This window comes from Hanamia caeni (genome assembly GCF_003721595.1).
In the GTDB taxonomy this organism is placed as follows: Bacteria; Bacteroidota; Bacteroidia; order Chitinophagales; family Chitinophagaceae; genus Ginsengibacter; species Ginsengibacter caeni.
Window position 1 is genome coordinate 14,017 of the sequence record NZ_RJJR01000014.1, and the last position, 17,413, is coordinate 31,429.

A 17,413-nucleotide genomic window follows, 5' to 3' on the forward strand; every position below is an offset into this window, starting at 1 on the left:
CTAAAATTTTTCACATGGCATCCGTTTTTTACACACATAAATCACAAAGCAAATTAATTTTCCAGCTTTACCTTTCTTAATTCGAGCAAATTCAGGCCGTTTGGAACAAAATTTTTAACGTAAGGCTGAACCAGCCAAATTACCATATCATACCACAGAGGCACTACCGGCGCGTCTTTTATCATTATCTGGTCGGCCTGCTGATAAATTTTATATCGGGTACTGTCATTTTTTTCGGATAAGGATTTTTCATATAATTTATCGAAGGCCGGATTATTGTATCGTGTATAATTCGGTGGGGCAGGATTTTTACTGTAGAAAACACTTAAGAAATTTTCTGCATCCGGATAGTCAGCTATCCAGCTTCCGCGAAAAAACAGAGCTTCGGATTTTGCAGTCTGCTCCAGCAATAAACTTTTTTGCACTACTTCCACATTAATTGTAATGCCAATTTGCAGCAGTTCGTTGGCAATATAGCTGGCAATATCCGCATACAGAGGCACCGTAAGAAGCTTAAATTCCGGAAGTCCTCTTCCATTGGGAAATCCGGCTTCTTTAAGAAGCTGCAAAGCCTTTTGCGGATTATATTCATAGCCCTTTACAGCGCCGGAGTCAAAGGAAGGAAACGCGGCGGGGATAAATCCGCTTTCCGCAGCCGTGCCCATTGAATTGCGTATGTAAAGAATCATTTTTTTCCTGTTGAATCCATAGTTGAATGCTTTGCGGATGCGTACATCTTTCAAAGGCGAATTCCTTACCAATGGCAGGGAACTATCACATAAAAATCCCAAATATTCTATGGTAAGTGCAGGATGGGTTACCAAATTTATTTTTCCCTTCCAGTCACTTCTAAGTTGCCCGGATTTGGTAAGCACTTCATCTTTAAATGACGGATCAATTTCGTTGATAAAGTCAAGCCTTTTTTGCTGAAATTCTAAAAATTCGGTTGCTTTATTTTGGAGAAAGTTGATTTTAATTCCGTTAAGATAGGGAAGCCTTACGCCATCGCTGTCTTTCTCAAAATATCGCGGATTTTTTTTGAGCACCATCGCCTGGTCTTCCTCCCAGGCGACCATTTCAAAAGGGCCGGTGCCACAGGGATGGCGGCGAAAATCTTTTCCGTATTTTTCCACTACTTCCTTGGGTACTACTGAGCAATACTGCATGCTCATCACACCCAATATCGGCTGAAAAGGCTTCAATAATTTTAACTGGAAAGTAGTATCATCTACCGCTTTGAACGGCTCCGTAGTATCCACGCGCCCATTGAAAATCCATGCGCCGCTGCTGGCAATGCTTTTATCCAGTATGCGCGAGAAACTGTATACCACATCGGCAGCCGTCATCTTTCTTCCCTTGCCGCCGGGGAATGCTTCGTTATCCTGGAAATACACATCGTTGCGAAGATGAAAAGTAAACACGAGATTATCTGCCGAAATATCCCAGCTTTTAGCCAGCGATGGCACAAGATTTAAATTATTGTCTATTTGAACAAGCGTATTATAAATCTGGTGTACGGCCCACATGATAGATTGATTTTTTGCAAATGCAGGATCAAGCGTAGCGATACCTGATTGTTCATTATACCTGAAAATATTTTTATCATCAGAATGATGGGAACAGGAGCATAGAACCATTACACTATAAAAAAACCACAACCCAAAAACTATCTTTTTACCGGCCTTCGACATTTGCTTTTTTAACTTCATCTTTGTCTATAAAAAAATAAATTTAATAAATGAAAAAGACAATCGTTGTTTTAACTGGAATGCTTCTCAGCTTTCACGCGATTCAGGCACAGCAGTTTACGCGCGCGGATACTTTGAGAGGAAGCAACGGTCCCGGAAGAAGCTGGTGGAATGCTACAAAATACGATCTGCACCTGGATTTCAATTTGAACGATAGCGCTATACAGGGATACAATGTGATTAGCTACCAGTCGCTTAATAATGACCATGCCGGTTTTTTTCAGATAGACTTGCAGGAACCCTTGGAAATGGATTCAGCAATTTTAGAAACCGGCAACACGCAATATCCGTTGAAAAAACAGAAACTATCTTTTACCAGGGAAGGAAACGCATTTTTTGTATACCTCCCGGGCCAGGCGCCGATCATTACAAGGAAACATGATATCAACACGATTATGCCTACATCCAAAAACCCGGGTGAATCGCCGGTTCAGAAACAGGATTCCGTTTCCAACCTGGTGATTTATTATCACGGAAAACCAAGGATAGCCAAAAAAGCGCCATGGGATGGCGGTTTTGTGTATAGCAGCGATAAGTCGGGAAATCCGTGGGTAGGCGTTGCCTGCCAGGGCCTTGGCGCAAGTGTTTGGTATCCCTGCAAAGATTACCAGGCCGATGAACCTGATAGCGCAGAAATGCATTTTAGCGTACCTGAAAACCTGATGTGCATCAGTAATGGAAGATTAAGAAATATTGATTCTTCACACAACGGAAAAAACGTGTACACATGGGCGGTAGTTAACCCGATAAATAATTATGACATTACTTTTTACATTGGCAGGTTTGTTCATTTTGGACAGATATACAACGGAGAAAAAGGGCCGCTCACCATGGATTACTGGGTGCTTGACTCAAATCTTACCAAGGCTAAGAAACAATTTCAGGAGGCGCCCAGGATGATGAAAGCATTTGAGCATTGGTTTGGTCCGTATCCTTTTTACGAAGATGGTTATAAGTTGGTAGACGCGCCCTACCTTGGAATGGAGCACCAGAGCGCGGTTGGATATGGCAATCATTATGAGAACGGTTATCTTGGCCGCGACCTGTCGCACACAGGCTGGGGATTAAAATGGGATTTCATCATCGTACATGAAAGTGCGCACGAGTGGTTTGGCAATAATATTACTTCTAAAGATTTGGCAGATATGTGGGTTCATGAATCTTTTGCCAATTATGCCGAAACACTTTTTACGGGTTATTATTATGGCAAAAAAGCGGGTGATGAATATGTGATTGGCGTTAGAAAAAATATTCTGAACGACAAGCCGGTAATAGCCCCTTATGGCGTAAATGAAGAGGGTAGTGGCGATATGTATTACAAAGGTGGAAATATGCTTCATACCATCCGGCAGATAATCAATAACGATGAAAAATTCAGAAACATTCTGAGAGGCTTAAACAAAAAGTTTTATCATCAGACGGTAACTGGCGAAGAGGTAGAACAATACATAAGTAAAGAATCAGGGATCGACTTTACAAAAGTGTTTGAGCAATATCTTACTACTACCAAGGTGCCTGAGCTTGTAGTAAAATATGAGTTAGGAAAACCTTTTTTCAAATGGGAAAATTGTGTAGACGGATTTGATATGCCCTTAAAAATTTATAATCAGAAAGGAAAACCGTTTATCATTCATCCAACCAATAAATTTCTCAGCGCTCCCAAAGGCGTTTCTACTATTAAACCGGATGACAATTATTATGTAAATTTAAAAGTGATAAAATGATGCCGGTTGTTAGAAATAAAAAATCAATTATTTGTGTGTTTACTGTACTTTGCCTTAATCTCAACAAAATCTTAATGGCTTCTGACGCCGCTGAATCACGATCATGTCACACGTAAGAAAGCAGGGTATTGTTTCCACCATTTTTGTGTATGCTGGTTTTTTAATCGGCTTTGTGAATACCTATTTATTTACAAGGCAGGGTTCTTTTTTTACGCCTTCGGAATATGGGCTGACAATTATTTTTATCGCGGTCGGCAACATGATGTATGCCTTCGCCAACCTGGGGATGGTTTCTGTGATTTACAAATTTTATCCTTATTACGATGATAATCTTCCCAAAAAAAATAATGATCTTCTTACGTGGGTTTTAGTCGTCAGCCTGATTGGATTTGTTTTTGTAATCCTTGCGGGCATTGTGTTTAAAGATTTGGTGATTCGGAAATTCGGAAGCAATTCTCCTGAACTTGTTACCTATTATTTTTGGATTTTTCCTTTTGGTTTTTCGCTTTTAATATTTTCTATTCTTGAAGTATTTGCCTGGAATATGGGTAAATCAGTTTTTACTACTTTCCTGCGCGAGTTTTTTTTCAGGGCAGTAATCCTCGCTTTAATTTTTTTAGTAAGCTTTCAGGTTGTTGATGATTTTGATAGCTTCATCAAATTATATGCGTTCAGTTATGGAGTTGTTGCCCTTGTATTGTTAGTTTATCTTATCTATAAAAAGGAGTTTTATATCACCTTTACTATTAGCCGGGTTACGAAAAGATTTTATAAAAAAATTGCCACAATGGCTTCGCTGGTGTATGTGGGAAGTACCATATTTACCATAGCCATGTTTATTGACAACATTATTATTGCTTCGCTTTTGGGAACAGATTCAGTTGCGATTTTCGGATTTGCTTTTGTGATTTCCGGATTGGTGCAGGCGCCACAACGCGGTGCAGTAGCGGCTTCCATTCCCGTCTTATCAAGGGCCTGGAAAAATAAAGATTATGAAAAGATCAATGTTATCTACCAGCGTTCAGGAATTAATTTATTAATTGTATCGCTCGGAATATTTTTAATGATCTGGCTTAATTATGTGGACGCGGTTCAAACTTTTAAGCTCAAGCCCGCTTATATTGAATCTGTATGGATTTTTTTCTTCCTTGGAATTGCAAGAGTGATTGATTTGGGAACGGGCGTTAATTCGCAAATTATTGGCACGTCGGTTTTCTGGCGGTTCGAATTTATCAGTGGAATGATTTTGTTATCGCTGGCGGTGCCGCTTAATTATTACCTGGTGAAACACTATGGCGTTATCGGCGCCGGCTATTCTGCAGTAATTTCTTATTCGGTTTACAATACTATCCGTATTCTTTTTTTAAAAAGAAAATTCAACATGCATCCCTTTAGCAGGAAAACAATTTTTGTAGTGCTATGGGCATTCTTCATTTATGGCGTTTGTTATTTTTCCTTTATTAACATGCACGGCATTATAGCGATCATTTTGAGAAGCCTTGTGTTTATTGCATTCTACGTTGCAGCGATTGTTTATTTTAATCTTACACCGGATATTTTATCAGTATGGATTAATATGAAAAGTAGGATGCTAAAGAAAAAAGATAGATAGTAAAGAATATCTTCCGGATTTGTGTCTTACATTTTTGAAGGCGCTTTAATTCCCAATAATTGCAGACCACTTTTTATATTGTTGGCTGTCATAACGCTTAGGGCTACACGAAAATTTTTCTTTTCATCTGTTTCAGCATTGGCCACCGAATGTTCGGTATAAAAGGAATTATAAATTTTGGCGAGGTTAAAAACATAATTCGCAATAACCGAAGGGTTCATTTCATCCGCCGCTTCTGCAATAATATTTCCATATTTTTCCAACATGATAATCAGTTGCCTTTCTAAAGGAAAAAGACTTTCTGAAAAATTGTTGTTTATAATTGCCAAATCTTCCTGTCCTGTTTTTCTTAAGATAGATTGAATGCGCGCGTAGGTATATTGAACAAAAGGGCCGGTAAATCCATGAAAATCGATACTCTCGTCAGGATTAAAAATCATTCTTTTTTTTGGGTCTACTCTTAAAAGATAAAACTTCATTGCACCAAGGCCAAGCGTTTCATACAGTTGTTTTAATTCCTCTTCTGAGAAATCATTGACCTTGCCTAGTTCCGTGGTATGCTCTTCGGCGGTAGCAACCATTTCGTCGATAAGATCATCGGCGTCTACTACCGTTCCTTCGCGGCTTTTCATTTTGCCGGAAGTGAGCTCAACCATTCCGTAGCTGAGGTGATAAATTTTATCTGCAAATGGCATTCCGAGCTTCCTGATAATTTCTTTCAGCACTTTCATGTGATACAATTGCTCATCGCCAATCACATAAATACTTTTATCAAGATGGTATTGCTCAAATTTTTCTATTGCGAGGCCTATATCCTGCGTAATATATACGGAGGTTCCATCGCTCCTTAATACCAGCTTTTCATCCAGGTTTTCATCAGAGAGGTCAATCCACACACTTCCATCTTCTTTTTGAAAAAGAACTTTTTTCATAAGGCCTTCTTTAACGAAATCTTTGCCCAGCAGATAGGTTTGGCTTTCATAAAAAGTTTTGTCGAAATCACTTCCGATCCTTTTATAAGTTTCGTCAAAACCTTTATACACCCAGCCATTCATTGTGGACCACAAATTTCTGACTTCAGGATTTCCCTGTTCCCATTCTACCAGCAGTTGCTGCGTTTGTTTCATAATGGGCGCTTCTTTTTCGGCCTCTTCTTTTTTTATTCCTGAATCAACAAGGGCGTTCACTTCTTTCCTGTACTCATCATTGAACATTACATAATAATCGCCCACAAAATGATCTCCTTTGGTGTGAGTAGATGAAGGTGTGGCGCCATTGGCAAACATTTCCCATGCAAGCATGCTTTTGCAGATATGAATTCCGCGATCGTTTATGATAGAAGTTTTTACTACTTCATTTCCGTTGGCTTTCAAAATTTCAGCCACGCTCCATCCTAAAAAATTATTTCTTAAATGCCCGAGGTGTAATGGTTTATTGGTATTGGGAGAAGAATATTCCACCATCACTCTTTGATGATTTAAAGGTTTTTTACCATAGTTTTCATCATTATAGTTTTCGTACAAAAAAGTAGTGAGCTGTTTTTCACTAACAACGAGATTTAAAAATCCTTTGATAACATTATATCCGGAAAAAAAACCAGGATAATCTTTCAACATTTGTTCGCCTAATTCTGCTCCTAACTTTTCAGGAGCTTTCTTTAAATTTTTTACAAGTGCAAAAAGCACTATCGTATAATCGCCTTCAAATTCAGGCCTGGTTTCATTTATCTGGAAATCATCAGAAGTAAATGTTTGCCCGGAAATCTTTGACAGGCTGTTGATGGCGACGGATTGTATAAACGAAGAAAAAGACATGAAAAAAAATATTGACAATTTTGAAAAGAGCAATTGCTGGGTTAGTAAACGAACCTGCCTGACGGTAGGTAAACAAATATTCGTTTTTTTTATTTAGAATTGACAGCGCATTATTTATAATGTTCTATGGCTTTTTTTACGCTGTCATATTTTAGCAAAAGCGCGCGGGCAGTGGCTTCATCTTTAATTCCTGTTTTTTCCATCAGAATGCGGGCGCCTCTTCCCACAATTTTCTGATTGGTAAGCTTCATGTTCACCATTTTGTTGTCTTCCACACGGCCCATACGTATCATAGCTGCTGTGGAAATCATGTTTAAGGCCATTTTTTGTGCAGTGCCGCTTTTCATCCTTGTGCTGCCTGTAACAAATTCAGGTCCGACAATGATTTCAACAGGGAAATCGGCAACTTCGCTTATTGGCGAACCTGGATTGCAGGCAATGCTGCCGGTAACAATATTATTTTCTTTACATTTTTTTAATGCGGCGATTACATAGGGTGTAGTGCCGCTGGAGGCGATGCCAATTACCACATCTGCATCATTTACGTTGTATTGTTGCAAATCTTTCCAGCCTTGCTCTGTATTATCTTCAGCATTCTCAACAGGGTCAACGATGGCTTTGTCGCCGCCTGCAATAATGCCAACAACAAGACCTTTGGGAACGCCATAAGTAGGCACACACTCACTGGCATCTAAAATGCCGAGGCGGCCGCTGGTGCCGGCGCCAATATAAAACAGCCGTCCGCCATCAATCATTTTTTCCGCAACAACCGAGATCAGCTTTTCCATTTCAGGCAAAGCTTTTGTAACGGCCGGTGCCACCTGCATATCTTCTTCATTTATATTTTTGATAATTTCTGCAACCGTCATTTTTTCAAGATGACGGTGGTTGGATGGTTCCTCGGTAACTTTTCTAAAAGCCATTCTTTTTTTATGCAAAACTAATTTAATAATTAGATTGTTCCGTATCGTATTATCCTGTTAAAAACATTTTGTTCTTTGGCGCAATTCTATACTTGCATTAAATTACAGCGCTTTAATTTTTTAATGTAACGATTTCAAAATGAAACAACTGGTTGCCGCGTTTATATTTTTTTTCCTTTCCATATCGTGTGCGGTTGCTCAAAATTTTCAGAAAAACCTGGAAACCTACGCAAATAAATTTACCACCGAAAGAATTTATTTGCATTATGATAAATCTGCCTACGCAGCCGGAGAAACGGTTTGGTTCAAGCTTTATATGATGCAGACCATTTTTCCGGCAGAGAATAGCAAATCGGTTTATGTTGACTGGACAGATGAGGATGGGAAGTTATTGTTGCATACGATTAGCCCTGTGCAGGATGGAACTGCTTTTGGCCAGTTTACAATCCCTGATGATTATAAAGGAAAATTTCTTCATGTAAAATCGTATACCAAATGGATGCTGAATTTTGATTCAGCATTTTTATACAATAAAGATCTAAGGATACTTTCAGATTCCGTTTCTCATGCAAATAAAATTGCAATTAAACCAGAGCTTGAATTTTTTCCCGAAGGTGGCGATATCATCAACGGTATCAATAATAAAATTGCTTTTAAAGCAAATGATCAATTTGGAAAGCCGGTGAATATTAAAGGGGAAATAAAAAATGGGAAAGGCGAATCGATTGCCAAACTGGAAGCAGTGCACAGCGGCATGGGATTTTTTTATTTGATGCCACAGCAAAATGATAAATACACTGCTTATTGGCAGGATGAAAAAGGCGCGCAACACACTACGCCTCTGCCTGCTGTAAAACAATCCGGCGTTTCTCTGCAAATAGCGCTTGCGGGCACTAAAAGAAATTTTTTAGTGGCGGTGGCTCCCGGAGATGTTGCTAAAATATCTTCCGTTCATATTGTGGGCACTGAATATCACCAGCCGGTTTTTAATATTACGAAGCAATTTACTAATGGAATTACACAGGGCGTTATTCCTACAGAAGCTTTGCCCACCGGCATTTTAACCATCACCGTCTTCGATGAAAATTGGATTCCGCTGGCTGAGCGCATCACCTATGTGAACAATGATGAAGCACAATTTCAACCAACGATGACCGTAAAGCATTGGGGCTTAAATAAGCGTGCTAAAAATGAAATAGAAATAGAGGTTCCAGACAGCCTTTCAGCTAATTTATCTGTGGCAGTAACGGATGCTGCAATTGGCACCGACTCATCGGATAACATTATTTCCCATCTTCTGCTTTCGGGCCAATTGAAAGGAAATGTATACGAGCCCGCTTATTATTTTTCCAACAACAGCGATTCGCTGGCACAGCAGCTCGATTTAATAATGCTTACACATGGCTGGCGCAGGTTCAACTGGCAAAAGCTTGTAGCAGGCGAATTTCCTGAAATCAAATACCAGCGCGATACATCGTATTTATCAATATCCGGTAAAATTTATGGAGCCACGCCTATTCAGTTAGAACTCGCCAAACAAATTGTGCTGATGGTGAATAGAAAAAACCTGGGAACACAGATTTTTACAGTGCCGGTGAAGCCTGACGGTAGCTTTAATGATCCTTCGCTTATTCTTTTCGATACGGCAAGAATTTATTACCAGTTAGGAAAAAACAGTGGCCTTGATAATGTGAGTGTGCAATTTTTGGCTAACAAGCTTTTGCCATTTTCAAATAATGCCAGCGCTTCGGGAATGGATTTCAATCATGCGGCGGATACTACCGGCAACAGTTATCAGATCCATTTGAATGATGCTCTGCAACGCGAGCTGGAATATTACAAAGGCAAAGTGCTTGCAACCGTAAATATAAAAGCGAAGCCAAAATCCACGCTGGATGAGATGGACAAAAGATATACATCCGGAATGTTTAGCGGAGGCGATGCACACGAATTTGATTTGGTAAATGATCCTTTTGCGGCATCGGCGCTCAATATTTTTCAATACCTGCAGGGAAAGGTGGCAGGCTTGCAAATAAATGCTACCCAAAACCCGCCCAGCCTTTCCTGGCGCGGCGGCAGTCCTTCGCTGTTCCTTGATGAAATGCCTGTTACGTCGGATATGCTTACCTCAATCCCGGTGAATGATATTGCTTATGTAAAAGTTTTTTCTCCTCCGTTTATGGGCGCTGCAGGCGGCGGTAGTGGCGGCGGCATTGCAATCTATACCCGCAAAGGAGGTGATGAAAAGCAGGAACCCGGTAAGGGACTTTCAAATAATACCGTTAGCGGTTACACTATGATAAGGGAATTTTATTCACCTGATTATGATTCGTTCAATGAAGAAAATGAGAAGAAGGATTTGCGAAGTACGCTGTATTGGAACCCTTCTGTAGTAACAGTTCCGGGAAAAAATAAAGTATTGCTGAAGTTTTATAATAATGATGTAACAGAATCTTTCCGCGTCATAATTGAAGGAATGACAAAGGACGGACGCCTTGCTCATATTGAACAAATGATGGAATAAAAAAAATTCGTTTTTCAGTAAACAAACTTTTAAACAATTTTTTTATTCCAGGGTTCTCACAATCGTTGCTGCCTTGGCTGCAATTTTTTTCCAATAAAAATGATTAAAATAGGCTGAGGTAATATCAGGGAAAGAGGCTAAGCTTTTTTCCATATTATCTGCAAAAGCCTGCCAGTCTTCATTTGGCGATAGCAGCAATTTGCCGTTACAAATATTTTCGTCTACACCAATTGCGCCGTCTGTGGTAGAAACCGCATTCATGTTGTATCCAAGCGATTCTACTAATTTTGTTTTAATGCCACCGCCTTCGGGAACAGGATTTATAAACACATCGGCGCCTTTAAAATATTCCGTAATGTCGTCGACAAAACCTGCATAAATTATATTTTGGCCTTCAAAATTTTTTAGCTCATTCATTTCGGCAGGAAGGCCTTTGCCGCAAATAATTATTTTGTAGCTGATTTGTTTTTTTAAAAAAAGCGGGTTGATTTTATAAAGAATATTTTTTACGGCAGCCAGGTTGGGAAAATAATCGAGTGTGCCGTTGAAAAGAAACAAATATGTGTCGGTAGTTAAGGAATATCTCGACAGCAGTTCATTCCTGGCCGCTTTTTTTTCTGTGACGGAAGGAATTGTATTCCACGAAATACCGTAGGTAATCACAGCGCTTTTTTCAAAAGGAATTTTGTACCGCTCATGAAAATAATTTCTATCTTTTGAATTGATACAAAAAGTAAAATCCGCTTTTCGGTGAACGTATTTTTCATAATGCCACAAAATTTTCCACCACCGTTCTCCAGCCCTTTTGAATCTTTCTGATTCTATATTATGTGAATGGATGATGAGCTTCAACTTACAAAATTTTTTTAACAACAGTCCCATCCAGCCATAATAAGGATGCTCAACTATTACCACTGAAATATTATTTTCCCTGATTATTTTTTTTATTTTGGTAAAATTTAAAATGTTGGCATATCGCCCGCTTCCGTTTTCCATTTCATTATAAACTTTATAAGAAACGCCCGAAGGGTCATTGTCCTGAATCGTAAAACAGAAAAGATTTACCTCACCTGAAAAATATTGATTAAACAAGGCAATTCCTTTTTGCCCTCCTAACTTCGGCGGAAAAATTTTATAGGTTACAATACTCAGTACATTTGCCATAGGTAAAAATAATTCTGACAAATTACTATTATTTTGTTGAGAATTTTTTCAAAACAAACTATTTAAATGAAATTGATTTCATTTTTTTCGCGGTTTACTTTCATCTGCAACCTTTGTTTTTTATTATTTGTCATCTTCTCAAAGCTGGAAGCAGCAAAGGATGTAACGGGAACTCCCGGCACTGTCGTCTCATTGCCCTTTCTTAAGGATCTGATTGTTATTCTTGGATTTTCAGCAATTTTAATTAACCTGGTGATGTGCATTATTTACGTGATAATTTTTGCTGTTAAAAAAATGGTTGTGCTGCCTGTATGGGTTTCTGTCGTAAATGTTTGTTTCCTGATTTTTGAATTTTATTACTTCTTCTTTTTGTAAATAATTTTTGGATGGTCCAAAAAATTTTAAAGGATAAGCCAACTAAAATATTCGTCGGATTTTCAGCATTTTGTTGGTGATGAGGTGGCCATACAAATGAAGGAAGTTGCCATGGGCGATGCTTTGATTGGTCAGTAAAAGAACTTTTAACCAGGATTTTTATCCTGCTGTTTTTTGTTTTCGGTTAGCAGGCGTGCAACTGTTTTATCAATCGGCAAGCTTACCTTATCTTCCGCAAAATCAGAAAGATTGACAAAACGAAATTGTTCTGAACGGCCCTGTTCCGAATTGATTTGTTGTATATCGAAAGCCTCCTTACAACTGACACAATAGTAAATTGAAATAATCTGATCGTTAGGATTAAAATAGCTTTGCTGATAATAATCGGTTGTATAAAAATGATGGAGCACTTCGACATCTATCTGCAATTCCTCTTTAAATTCTCTTATAAGGCAATCAATGGTTCCTTCGCCAAATTCCATACCTCCTCCGGGAAATTTGGTATAAAAATTTCCCCTGATAATTTCATCGCTCAGCAGAATTTCATTTTTATCATTAATGAGCAGTCCGTACACTCTAACGTTAAACATTAGTAAGCTTTTATTTCATATTCGCCGGAAAATACAAAAGTTGCAGGGCCGGATAACCAGATGTTCGTAAATTTTGTATCGCTTATTTTATCGAATTCGACGCTTAAATTTCCGCCTTTGGATTTAACTTCTACACGGTTGAATCCATTTTCATTGTGCGCAGCTATCAACGCTGATGCAGTAACGCCGGTGCCGCAGCTTAAAGTTTCATCTTCAACGCCGCGCTCATAGGTACGTACAAAAATGTGATCGTCATCGATGGTTTCTACAAAATTTACATTGATGCCTTCCGTCACAAATGCTTTGTTGTTTCGGATTTTGCGGCCCTCTGATACCACATCTAAATCTTCAAGGCCGGTTACAAATTTTACGTAATGGGGCGAGCCTGTATTTAATACATAATGATCCAGGGAAAATTCCACTCCCGGAACGTCTTTCATTTCAAGGCTTACCTGTTTGTCAAGGTCAACTTTAGCCTTATGTGTGCCATCACTGGCCGAAAAAATGTATTCATTTTTTTTGATGCCCATGTTTGAAGCAAACTGAACGATACATCTGCCGCCATTGCCGCACATAGAACCTAAATTTCCATCGGCATTGAAATAGACCATTTCAAAATCGAAACCTTCTTTTTCATTCAACAGCATAAGGCCGTCTGCACCTATTCCAAAATGGCGGTCGCACATTTTATTTATCTGCTTCGTAGTTAATTTATCACCTGCTTTTTCGCGGTTGTCTATGATAATAAAATCATTTCCTGATCCCTGGTATTTATAAAATTTAATTTTCATTCTGATAATATTTGTGATGTACTATAGAAAAAAGCTGAGCTCTATTGCATTTCAATAGATTAAATTTTTCCATGGCTAACATCATTACTGTTATGTTTTTATAATTTGTCTGAAATAATTTCAAGAGATTTTACAATTAATTTTTCAATTAATGCGGGCGAATCTTTACTGAAATTTTTTTGAATCCTATTGGCGATGATTGCATTTAAAGAAACGCAATGATGGTGCAACGCTTTGCCAAGCCCGTAGATTGCTGAAGTTTCCATTTCAAAATTAGTGATGCGATGGTCACCAAATCGAAAAGTAGTAAGTTGATCGATTAAATTCGGGTAGGCGATGCCAAGCCTTAAAACTCTGCCTTGTGGGCCATAAAAGCCAGGACACGTCACCGTTATTCCCTGGTGGTATCCGTCTACAAAATGCTTTAGCAAATGCATGGATGCTGAAGAAATGTAAGGATCGCCAAAAGTACTTTGCAACTGTGTTTGTGTTTTGAAATAATGGATAATTTGTTTTTCCTCTTCATTATTTTCATGGAGATAAAAATTTAAAAGATTGTCAACGCCAAGCCCATGGCTGGCTGCAACAAAGCTATCTACCGGCACATCTGCCTGCAAAGATCCTGAGGTTCCTATCCTGATGACATTTAATTGTTTCAATACGGCGTTGATAGTGCGGCTTTCAAAATTGATATTCACAAGTGCATCCAGTTCATTTAAAACGATATCGATATTATCGGGGCCGATGCCTGTGCTTACTACTGAAATCCTTTTATCTCCGATGAAGCCCGTATGCGTTACAAACTCCCTGTGATGCCTTTTAAATTCAATTTTGTCAAAATGCTTGCTCACTTCTTCCACGCGTGCCGGGTCGCCTACTGTGATTATATTTTCCGCAATTTCTTCCGGTTTAACATCGAGGTGGTAAATAGCTCCGCGGTCGTTTATAATGAGTTCTGATTCAGCAATCTGCTGCATGATGGTTTTGAAAAATTGTGAATAATAATGCAAAATTACTTCATAAACAATGAATCGGATTTTTGCCCGCGTTAATAACTTTGTTCTAAGTAAAAATTACCTATTTTTGTGCGCTTTAAAAATAGAGGGTTCCGTGGCCGAGTGGTTAGGCAGAGCTCTGCAAAAGCTTCCACAGCGGTTCGAATCCGCTCGGGACCTCAAAATACAAAGCTGTTTCAGAAGCAAAACGAGTGTCACTTTTGAAACAGCTTTTCTTTTAAAGGCGCAACGATTATATTTCTGTTATAATCTTACTTACTGGCCTTCCTTCCATCATTTCAACACTTCGGTTGATAAAAGAAGTCAATTCATTCCCTTTTAATAATCCCTGCGAAAGCAAAGCAAGATCGGTGAGGCTTTTTACCATTTTTTCCTGCTGGTCTTTATTATTTTCTGCGAGAATTTTTTGAAATACTGGATGATTACCATTTACGGTCAGCGTAACTTCTTCCGGCATATTTCCATAAAAACTGCCCATGCCGCCTCCGCCGTTCATCGCCATATCTTTCATCCTCCTCATAAATTCAGGACGCGTCGCAATTACCGGCGCCGACTCTTTCGACAAGCCTTTTACTTCAACGGTGGTATGCAATTCAGGAATCTCAACTTTAAACAGTTCTTTCAATTTTTCGTTTTCCTCTTTGCTTAAAACACTTTCGTCATTCTCGTTTTTGTTAATCAGGTTTTCTGTAATGTCAGCATCCACCCTTACAAACTGAACATCATTCCACTTCATCTCCATGTTGTTGATGAATGCGGCATCCACCAGCGTTTCAAGCTTCACTACCACATAATTCTTTTGTTGTGCCGCTTTTACAAAGCTGTTTTGCTGAATAGGATCTGTTGTATAAAGCATTATCAGTTTGCCGTCTTTATTTTTTTGCAGCGCTTCTGTAGCTGTCCTGTATTCCTCCATCGTATAAAATCTGCTGCCATCTGCATCTTCAAATAAATTAAACTTGTTGGCTTTCTCTAAAAACTTATCATCGGTTATCATTCCGTATTTCACAAAAAGTCCGAGGCTGTCCCATTTCTCCTCAAAAGACTTCCTGTTTTCTTTAAAAAGTTCTTCCAGCTTATCGGCCACTTTCCGGGTGATATAGGAACCGATTTTCTTTACATTAGCATCGCCCTGTAAATAGCTTCGGCTTACGTTGAGAGGAATATCAGGACTGTCGATAACGCCATGAAGCAACATCAGGAATTCAGGAACGATGTCTTTTACTTCGTCCGTAACATACACCTGGTTGCTGTAAAGCTGGATTTTATCTTTTTGAATTTCGAAACTACTTTTTACTTTAGGGAAATAAAGAATCCCGGTAAGATTGAAAGGATAATCTACATTAAGATGGATCCAAAAAAGCGGTGGCTCACTGAACGGGTAAAGTTCTTTATAAAAATCCTGGTAATCTTTATCGGTGAGGTCAGCCGGTTTTTTTGTCCACGCAGGATTAGGATTGTTAATTTGCTTGTCTTCAAAGAAAATGGGAACAGGTAAAAATCTGCAGAATTTTTCAAGCATATGCCTGATTCTGTCCGGCTCCAGAAATTCTTTGCTTTCTTCATTGATGAAAAGCACTATGTCTGTGCCACGTTCTTTCTTTTTAGCAGTTGAAAAAGAATATTCAGGGCTGCCGTCGCATTCCCATTTTACAGGTATGGCATCTTCTTTATAACTTTTGGAAATAATCTCAACTTTATCGCTCACCATAAAAGACGAATAAAATCCTAACCCGAAATGGCCAATAATATTGGCCTCATTTTTACCTTTATATTTTTCCAAAAATTCTTCTGCGCCGCTAAAAGCCACCTGGTTAATGTATTTATCAACCTCTTCCTCAGTCATGCCGACTCCCTTATCTGAAATCGTTAGTGTCTTTTTATCCTTGTCTATTTTTACATGGATGTCGGTGTTTCCTATATCTCCTTTTACTTCTCCATTCGCTGCAAGCGTTTTCAGTTTTTGTGTAGCATCCACTGCGTTGCTTACCAGTTCACGGATAAAAATTTCATGGTCGCTGTAGAGAAATTTTTTAATAATTGGAAAGATGTTTTCCGTTTGGACTCTGATATTTCCTTTTTGCATACGTACTTTTTTTATTGGTGGGTTTTGCAAAAGCGGTGCCATTCCCGCCTTTCTGACATCATGACATCAATATCGGTCCTTTTTTTCTGTAAGGGAAATGAACGTGTTGACACAATATTTTTCGATTGATTATTTTGCCTGGATAGCTTTTCATTTTTGAAACCACAAGATGATTCAGTTATATTTGCAAAACTTTTTTGCGGCTAAAATATTTTACTTATTTCTGCGGCCCCGTAGCTCAGTGGATAGAGCAACAGCCTTCTAAGCTGTGGGTCGAACGTTCGAGTCGTTCCGGGGTCACTCATTTTCTCTCAGATTTTTTTCCATTCGACATTTAACTTAATTTCCCTCCAAAGCATTTTAAAATGGACGTTCAAATCGAAGAAAGCTGGAAAAAGGTTTTGAAAGAAGAATTTGAAAAACCCTATTTCCAGCACATTATAACATTTTTAAAAGCGGAAAAGGCGACCGGGAAAGTAATTTACCCACCCGGACCTTTGATATTTAACGCTTTTAAACAGACGCCTTTTGACAAGTTGGAAGTGGTATTGCTGGGCCAGGACCCTTACCACAACAAAGGGCAGGCGCACGGACTAAGCTTTTCTGTGCCCGATGGCGTACCAAAGCCGCCTTCACTTGTGAATATTTTTAAAGAACTGCATAACGATTTGGGGATTAATATTCCTGAAAGCGGTAATCTTGAAAAATGGGCCAGGCAAGGTGTGCTATTGTTAAATGCCTCTTTAACGGTTCGTCAAAATGAACCCGGCAGTCATGCGAAAATTGGATGGCTCCAGTTTACAGATAGCGTTATCAGGAAAATATCTGATGAAAAGGAGGGAATTGTATTTTTGCTGTGGGGCAAATTTGCACAGGAAAAGCAAGCGCTGATAGATGAAACCAAACATTTTGTTTTGAAAGCGGCGCATCCGTCGCCATACAGTGCTAATAATGGTTTTTTTGGCTGCAGGCATTTTTCGATGACGAATGAACTATTAATGAAGCAGCACAAATCTCCCATTGATTGGAAATTATGATCCAGTAAA

The 17,413-nt window shown here is 38.9% G+C and carries 13 protein-coding genes and 2 tRNA genes; 7 read left to right on the forward strand and 8 right to left on the reverse strand.

Annotated elements, in window-relative coordinates:
* Positions 1 to 53: 53 nt before the first annotated feature.
* Positions 54 to 1,709, reverse strand: a complete 1,656-nt coding sequence (locus tag EFY79_RS15915) for an ABC transporter substrate-binding protein (protein WP_233578035.1) — start codon at positions 1,707 to 1,709, stop codon at positions 54 to 56.
* Between the two features lie 29 nt (positions 1,710 to 1,738).
* Between EFY79_RS15915 and EFY79_RS15920 the strand changes: the two genes are divergently transcribed.
* The gene (locus EFY79_RS15920; protein ID WP_123121727.1) at positions 1,739 to 3,472 is read left to right on the forward strand and encodes a M1 family metallopeptidase; all 1,734 of its coding nucleotides are present in this window, start codon (positions 1,739 to 1,741) and stop codon (positions 3,470 to 3,472) included.
* A gap of 103 nt (positions 3,473 to 3,575) precedes the next feature.
* Positions 3,576 to 5,084 (forward strand): MATE family efflux transporter, encoded by a 1,509-nt coding sequence (locus EFY79_RS15925; protein WP_123121728.1) that lies wholly within the window; start codon positions 3,576 to 3,578, stop codon positions 5,082 to 5,084.
* A gap of 26 nt (positions 5,085 to 5,110) precedes the next feature.
* Here EFY79_RS15925 and argS read toward each other — a convergent pair whose 3' ends face one another.
* Both argS and murQ read right to left on the reverse strand, forming a co-directional pair.
* The gene (argS, locus tag EFY79_RS15930; protein ID WP_123121729.1) at positions 5,111 to 6,898 is read right to left on the reverse strand and encodes an arginine--tRNA ligase; all 1,788 of its coding nucleotides are present in this window, start codon (positions 6,896 to 6,898) and stop codon (positions 5,111 to 5,113) included.
* Positions 6,899 to 7,008: 110 nt separating this feature from the next.
* Positions 7,009 to 7,821, reverse strand: a complete 813-nt coding sequence (gene murQ / locus EFY79_RS15935) for an N-acetylmuramic acid 6-phosphate etherase (RefSeq protein WP_123121730.1) — start codon at positions 7,819 to 7,821, stop codon at positions 7,009 to 7,011.
* Positions 7,822 to 7,960: 139 nt separating this feature from the next.
* On the opposite strand from murQ, the gene EFY79_RS15940 reads away from it, so the two are divergent.
* Positions 7,961 to 10,345: a hypothetical protein gene (locus EFY79_RS15940; RefSeq protein WP_123121731.1), complete on the forward strand. Its 2,385-nt coding sequence runs from the start codon at positions 7,961 to 7,963 to the stop codon at positions 10,343 to 10,345.
* Between the two features lie 42 nt (positions 10,346 to 10,387).
* Here the strand turns inward: EFY79_RS15940 and EFY79_RS15945 are convergent, their stop codons facing one another.
* On the reverse strand, positions 10,388 to 11,530 hold the full coding sequence (locus EFY79_RS15945; RefSeq protein ID WP_148041945.1) for a glycosyltransferase family 4 protein: 1,143 nt from the start codon (positions 11,528 to 11,530) through the stop codon (positions 10,388 to 10,390).
* A 45-nt stretch (positions 11,531 to 11,575) separates the two neighbouring features.
* Between EFY79_RS15945 and EFY79_RS21300 the strand changes: the two genes are divergently transcribed.
* Positions 11,576 to 11,884 carry a hypothetical protein gene (locus EFY79_RS21300; RefSeq protein ID WP_148041946.1) on the forward strand — a complete coding sequence of 103 codons (309 nt, stop codon included), beginning with the start codon at positions 11,576 to 11,578 and terminating at the stop codon, positions 11,882 to 11,884.
* Between the two features lie 146 nt (positions 11,885 to 12,030).
* On the opposite strand, the gene EFY79_RS15955 is transcribed toward EFY79_RS21300, so the two are convergent.
* The 3 genes from EFY79_RS15955 to EFY79_RS15965 all read right to left on the reverse strand — a co-directional run bounded on the left by EFY79_RS15955 (position 12,031) and on the right by EFY79_RS15965 (position 14,242).
* The gene (locus tag EFY79_RS15955; RefSeq protein WP_123121734.1) at positions 12,031 to 12,474 is read right to left on the reverse strand and encodes an NUDIX hydrolase; all 444 of its coding nucleotides are present in this window, start codon (positions 12,472 to 12,474) and stop codon (positions 12,031 to 12,033) included.
* On the reverse strand, positions 12,474 to 13,265 hold the full coding sequence (gene dapF, locus EFY79_RS15960; protein ID WP_123121735.1) for a diaminopimelate epimerase: 792 nt from the start codon (positions 13,263 to 13,265) through the stop codon (positions 12,474 to 12,476). Before dapF ends, EFY79_RS15955 begins: the two co-directional genes overlap by 1 nt.
* Before the next feature lie 98 nt (positions 13,266 to 13,363).
* Positions 13,364 to 14,242: a nucleoside phosphorylase gene (locus tag EFY79_RS15965; protein WP_123121736.1), complete on the reverse strand. Its 879-nt coding sequence runs from the start codon at positions 14,240 to 14,242 to the stop codon at positions 13,364 to 13,366.
* Between the two features lie 127 nt (positions 14,243 to 14,369).
* On the opposite strand from EFY79_RS15965, the gene EFY79_RS15970 reads away from it, so the two are divergent.
* Positions 14,370 to 14,440, forward strand: a tRNA-Cys gene (locus EFY79_RS15970).
* A gap of 73 nt (positions 14,441 to 14,513) precedes the next feature.
* Here EFY79_RS15970 and htpG read toward each other — a convergent pair.
* Positions 14,514 to 16,367 carry a molecular chaperone HtpG gene (gene htpG, locus EFY79_RS15975; RefSeq protein WP_123121879.1) on the reverse strand — a complete coding sequence of 618 codons (1,854 nt, stop codon included), beginning with the start codon at positions 16,365 to 16,367 and terminating at the stop codon, positions 14,514 to 14,516.
* A 227-nt stretch (positions 16,368 to 16,594) separates the two neighbouring features.
* Here htpG and EFY79_RS15980 point away from each other — a divergent pair.
* Positions 16,595 to 16,667 (forward strand) — tRNA-Arg (locus EFY79_RS15980).
* Positions 16,668 to 16,732: 65 nt separating this feature from the next.
* On the forward strand, positions 16,733 to 17,404 hold the full coding sequence (gene ung / locus EFY79_RS15985) for a uracil-DNA glycosylase (protein ID WP_123121737.1): 672 nt from the start codon (positions 16,733 to 16,735) through the stop codon (positions 17,402 to 17,404).
* Positions 17,405 to 17,413 lie beyond the last annotated feature (9 nt).

What these genes read in the sequence shown, in the direction of transcription:
- ung (WP_123121737.1), top strand. Translation starts at nt 16,733, where the DNA reads ATGGACGTTCAAATCGAAGAAAGCTGGAAAAAGGTTTTGAAAGAAGAA.
- htpG (WP_123121879.1), bottom strand. Translation starts at nt 16,367, where the DNA reads ATGCAAAAAGGAAATATCAGAGTCCAAACGGAAAACATCTTTCCAATT.
- EFY79_RS15965 (WP_123121736.1), bottom strand. Translation starts at nt 14,242, where the DNA reads ATGCAGCAGATTGCTGAATCAGAACTCATTATAAACGACCGCGGAGCT.
- EFY79_RS15940 (WP_123121731.1), top strand. Translation starts at nt 7,961, where the DNA reads ATGAAACAACTGGTTGCCGCGTTTATATTTTTTTTCCTTTCCATATCG.
- argS (WP_123121729.1), bottom strand. Translation starts at nt 6,898, where the DNA reads ATGTCTTTTTCTTCGTTTATACAATCCGTCGCCATCAACAGCCTGTCA.
- EFY79_RS15925 (WP_123121728.1), top strand. Translation starts at nt 3,576, where the DNA reads ATGTCACACGTAAGAAAGCAGGGTATTGTTTCCACCATTTTTGTGTAT.
- dapF (WP_123121735.1), bottom strand. Translation starts at nt 13,265, where the DNA reads ATGAAAATTAAATTTTATAAATACCAGGGATCAGGAAATGATTTTATT.
- EFY79_RS15915 (WP_233578035.1), bottom strand. Translation starts at nt 1,709, where the DNA reads ATGAAGTTAAAAAAGCAAATGTCGAAGGCCGGTAAAAAGATAGTTTTT.
- murQ (WP_123121730.1), bottom strand. Translation starts at nt 7,821, where the DNA reads ATGGCTTTTAGAAAAGTTACCGAGGAACCATCCAACCACCGTCATCTT.
- EFY79_RS15920 (WP_123121727.1), top strand. Translation starts at nt 1,739, where the DNA reads ATGAAAAAGACAATCGTTGTTTTAACTGGAATGCTTCTCAGCTTTCAC.
- EFY79_RS21300 (WP_148041946.1), top strand. Translation starts at nt 11,576, where the DNA reads ATGAAATTGATTTCATTTTTTTCGCGGTTTACTTTCATCTGCAACCTT.
- EFY79_RS15955 (WP_123121734.1), bottom strand. Translation starts at nt 12,474, where the DNA reads ATGTTTAACGTTAGAGTGTACGGACTGCTCATTAATGATAAAAATGAA.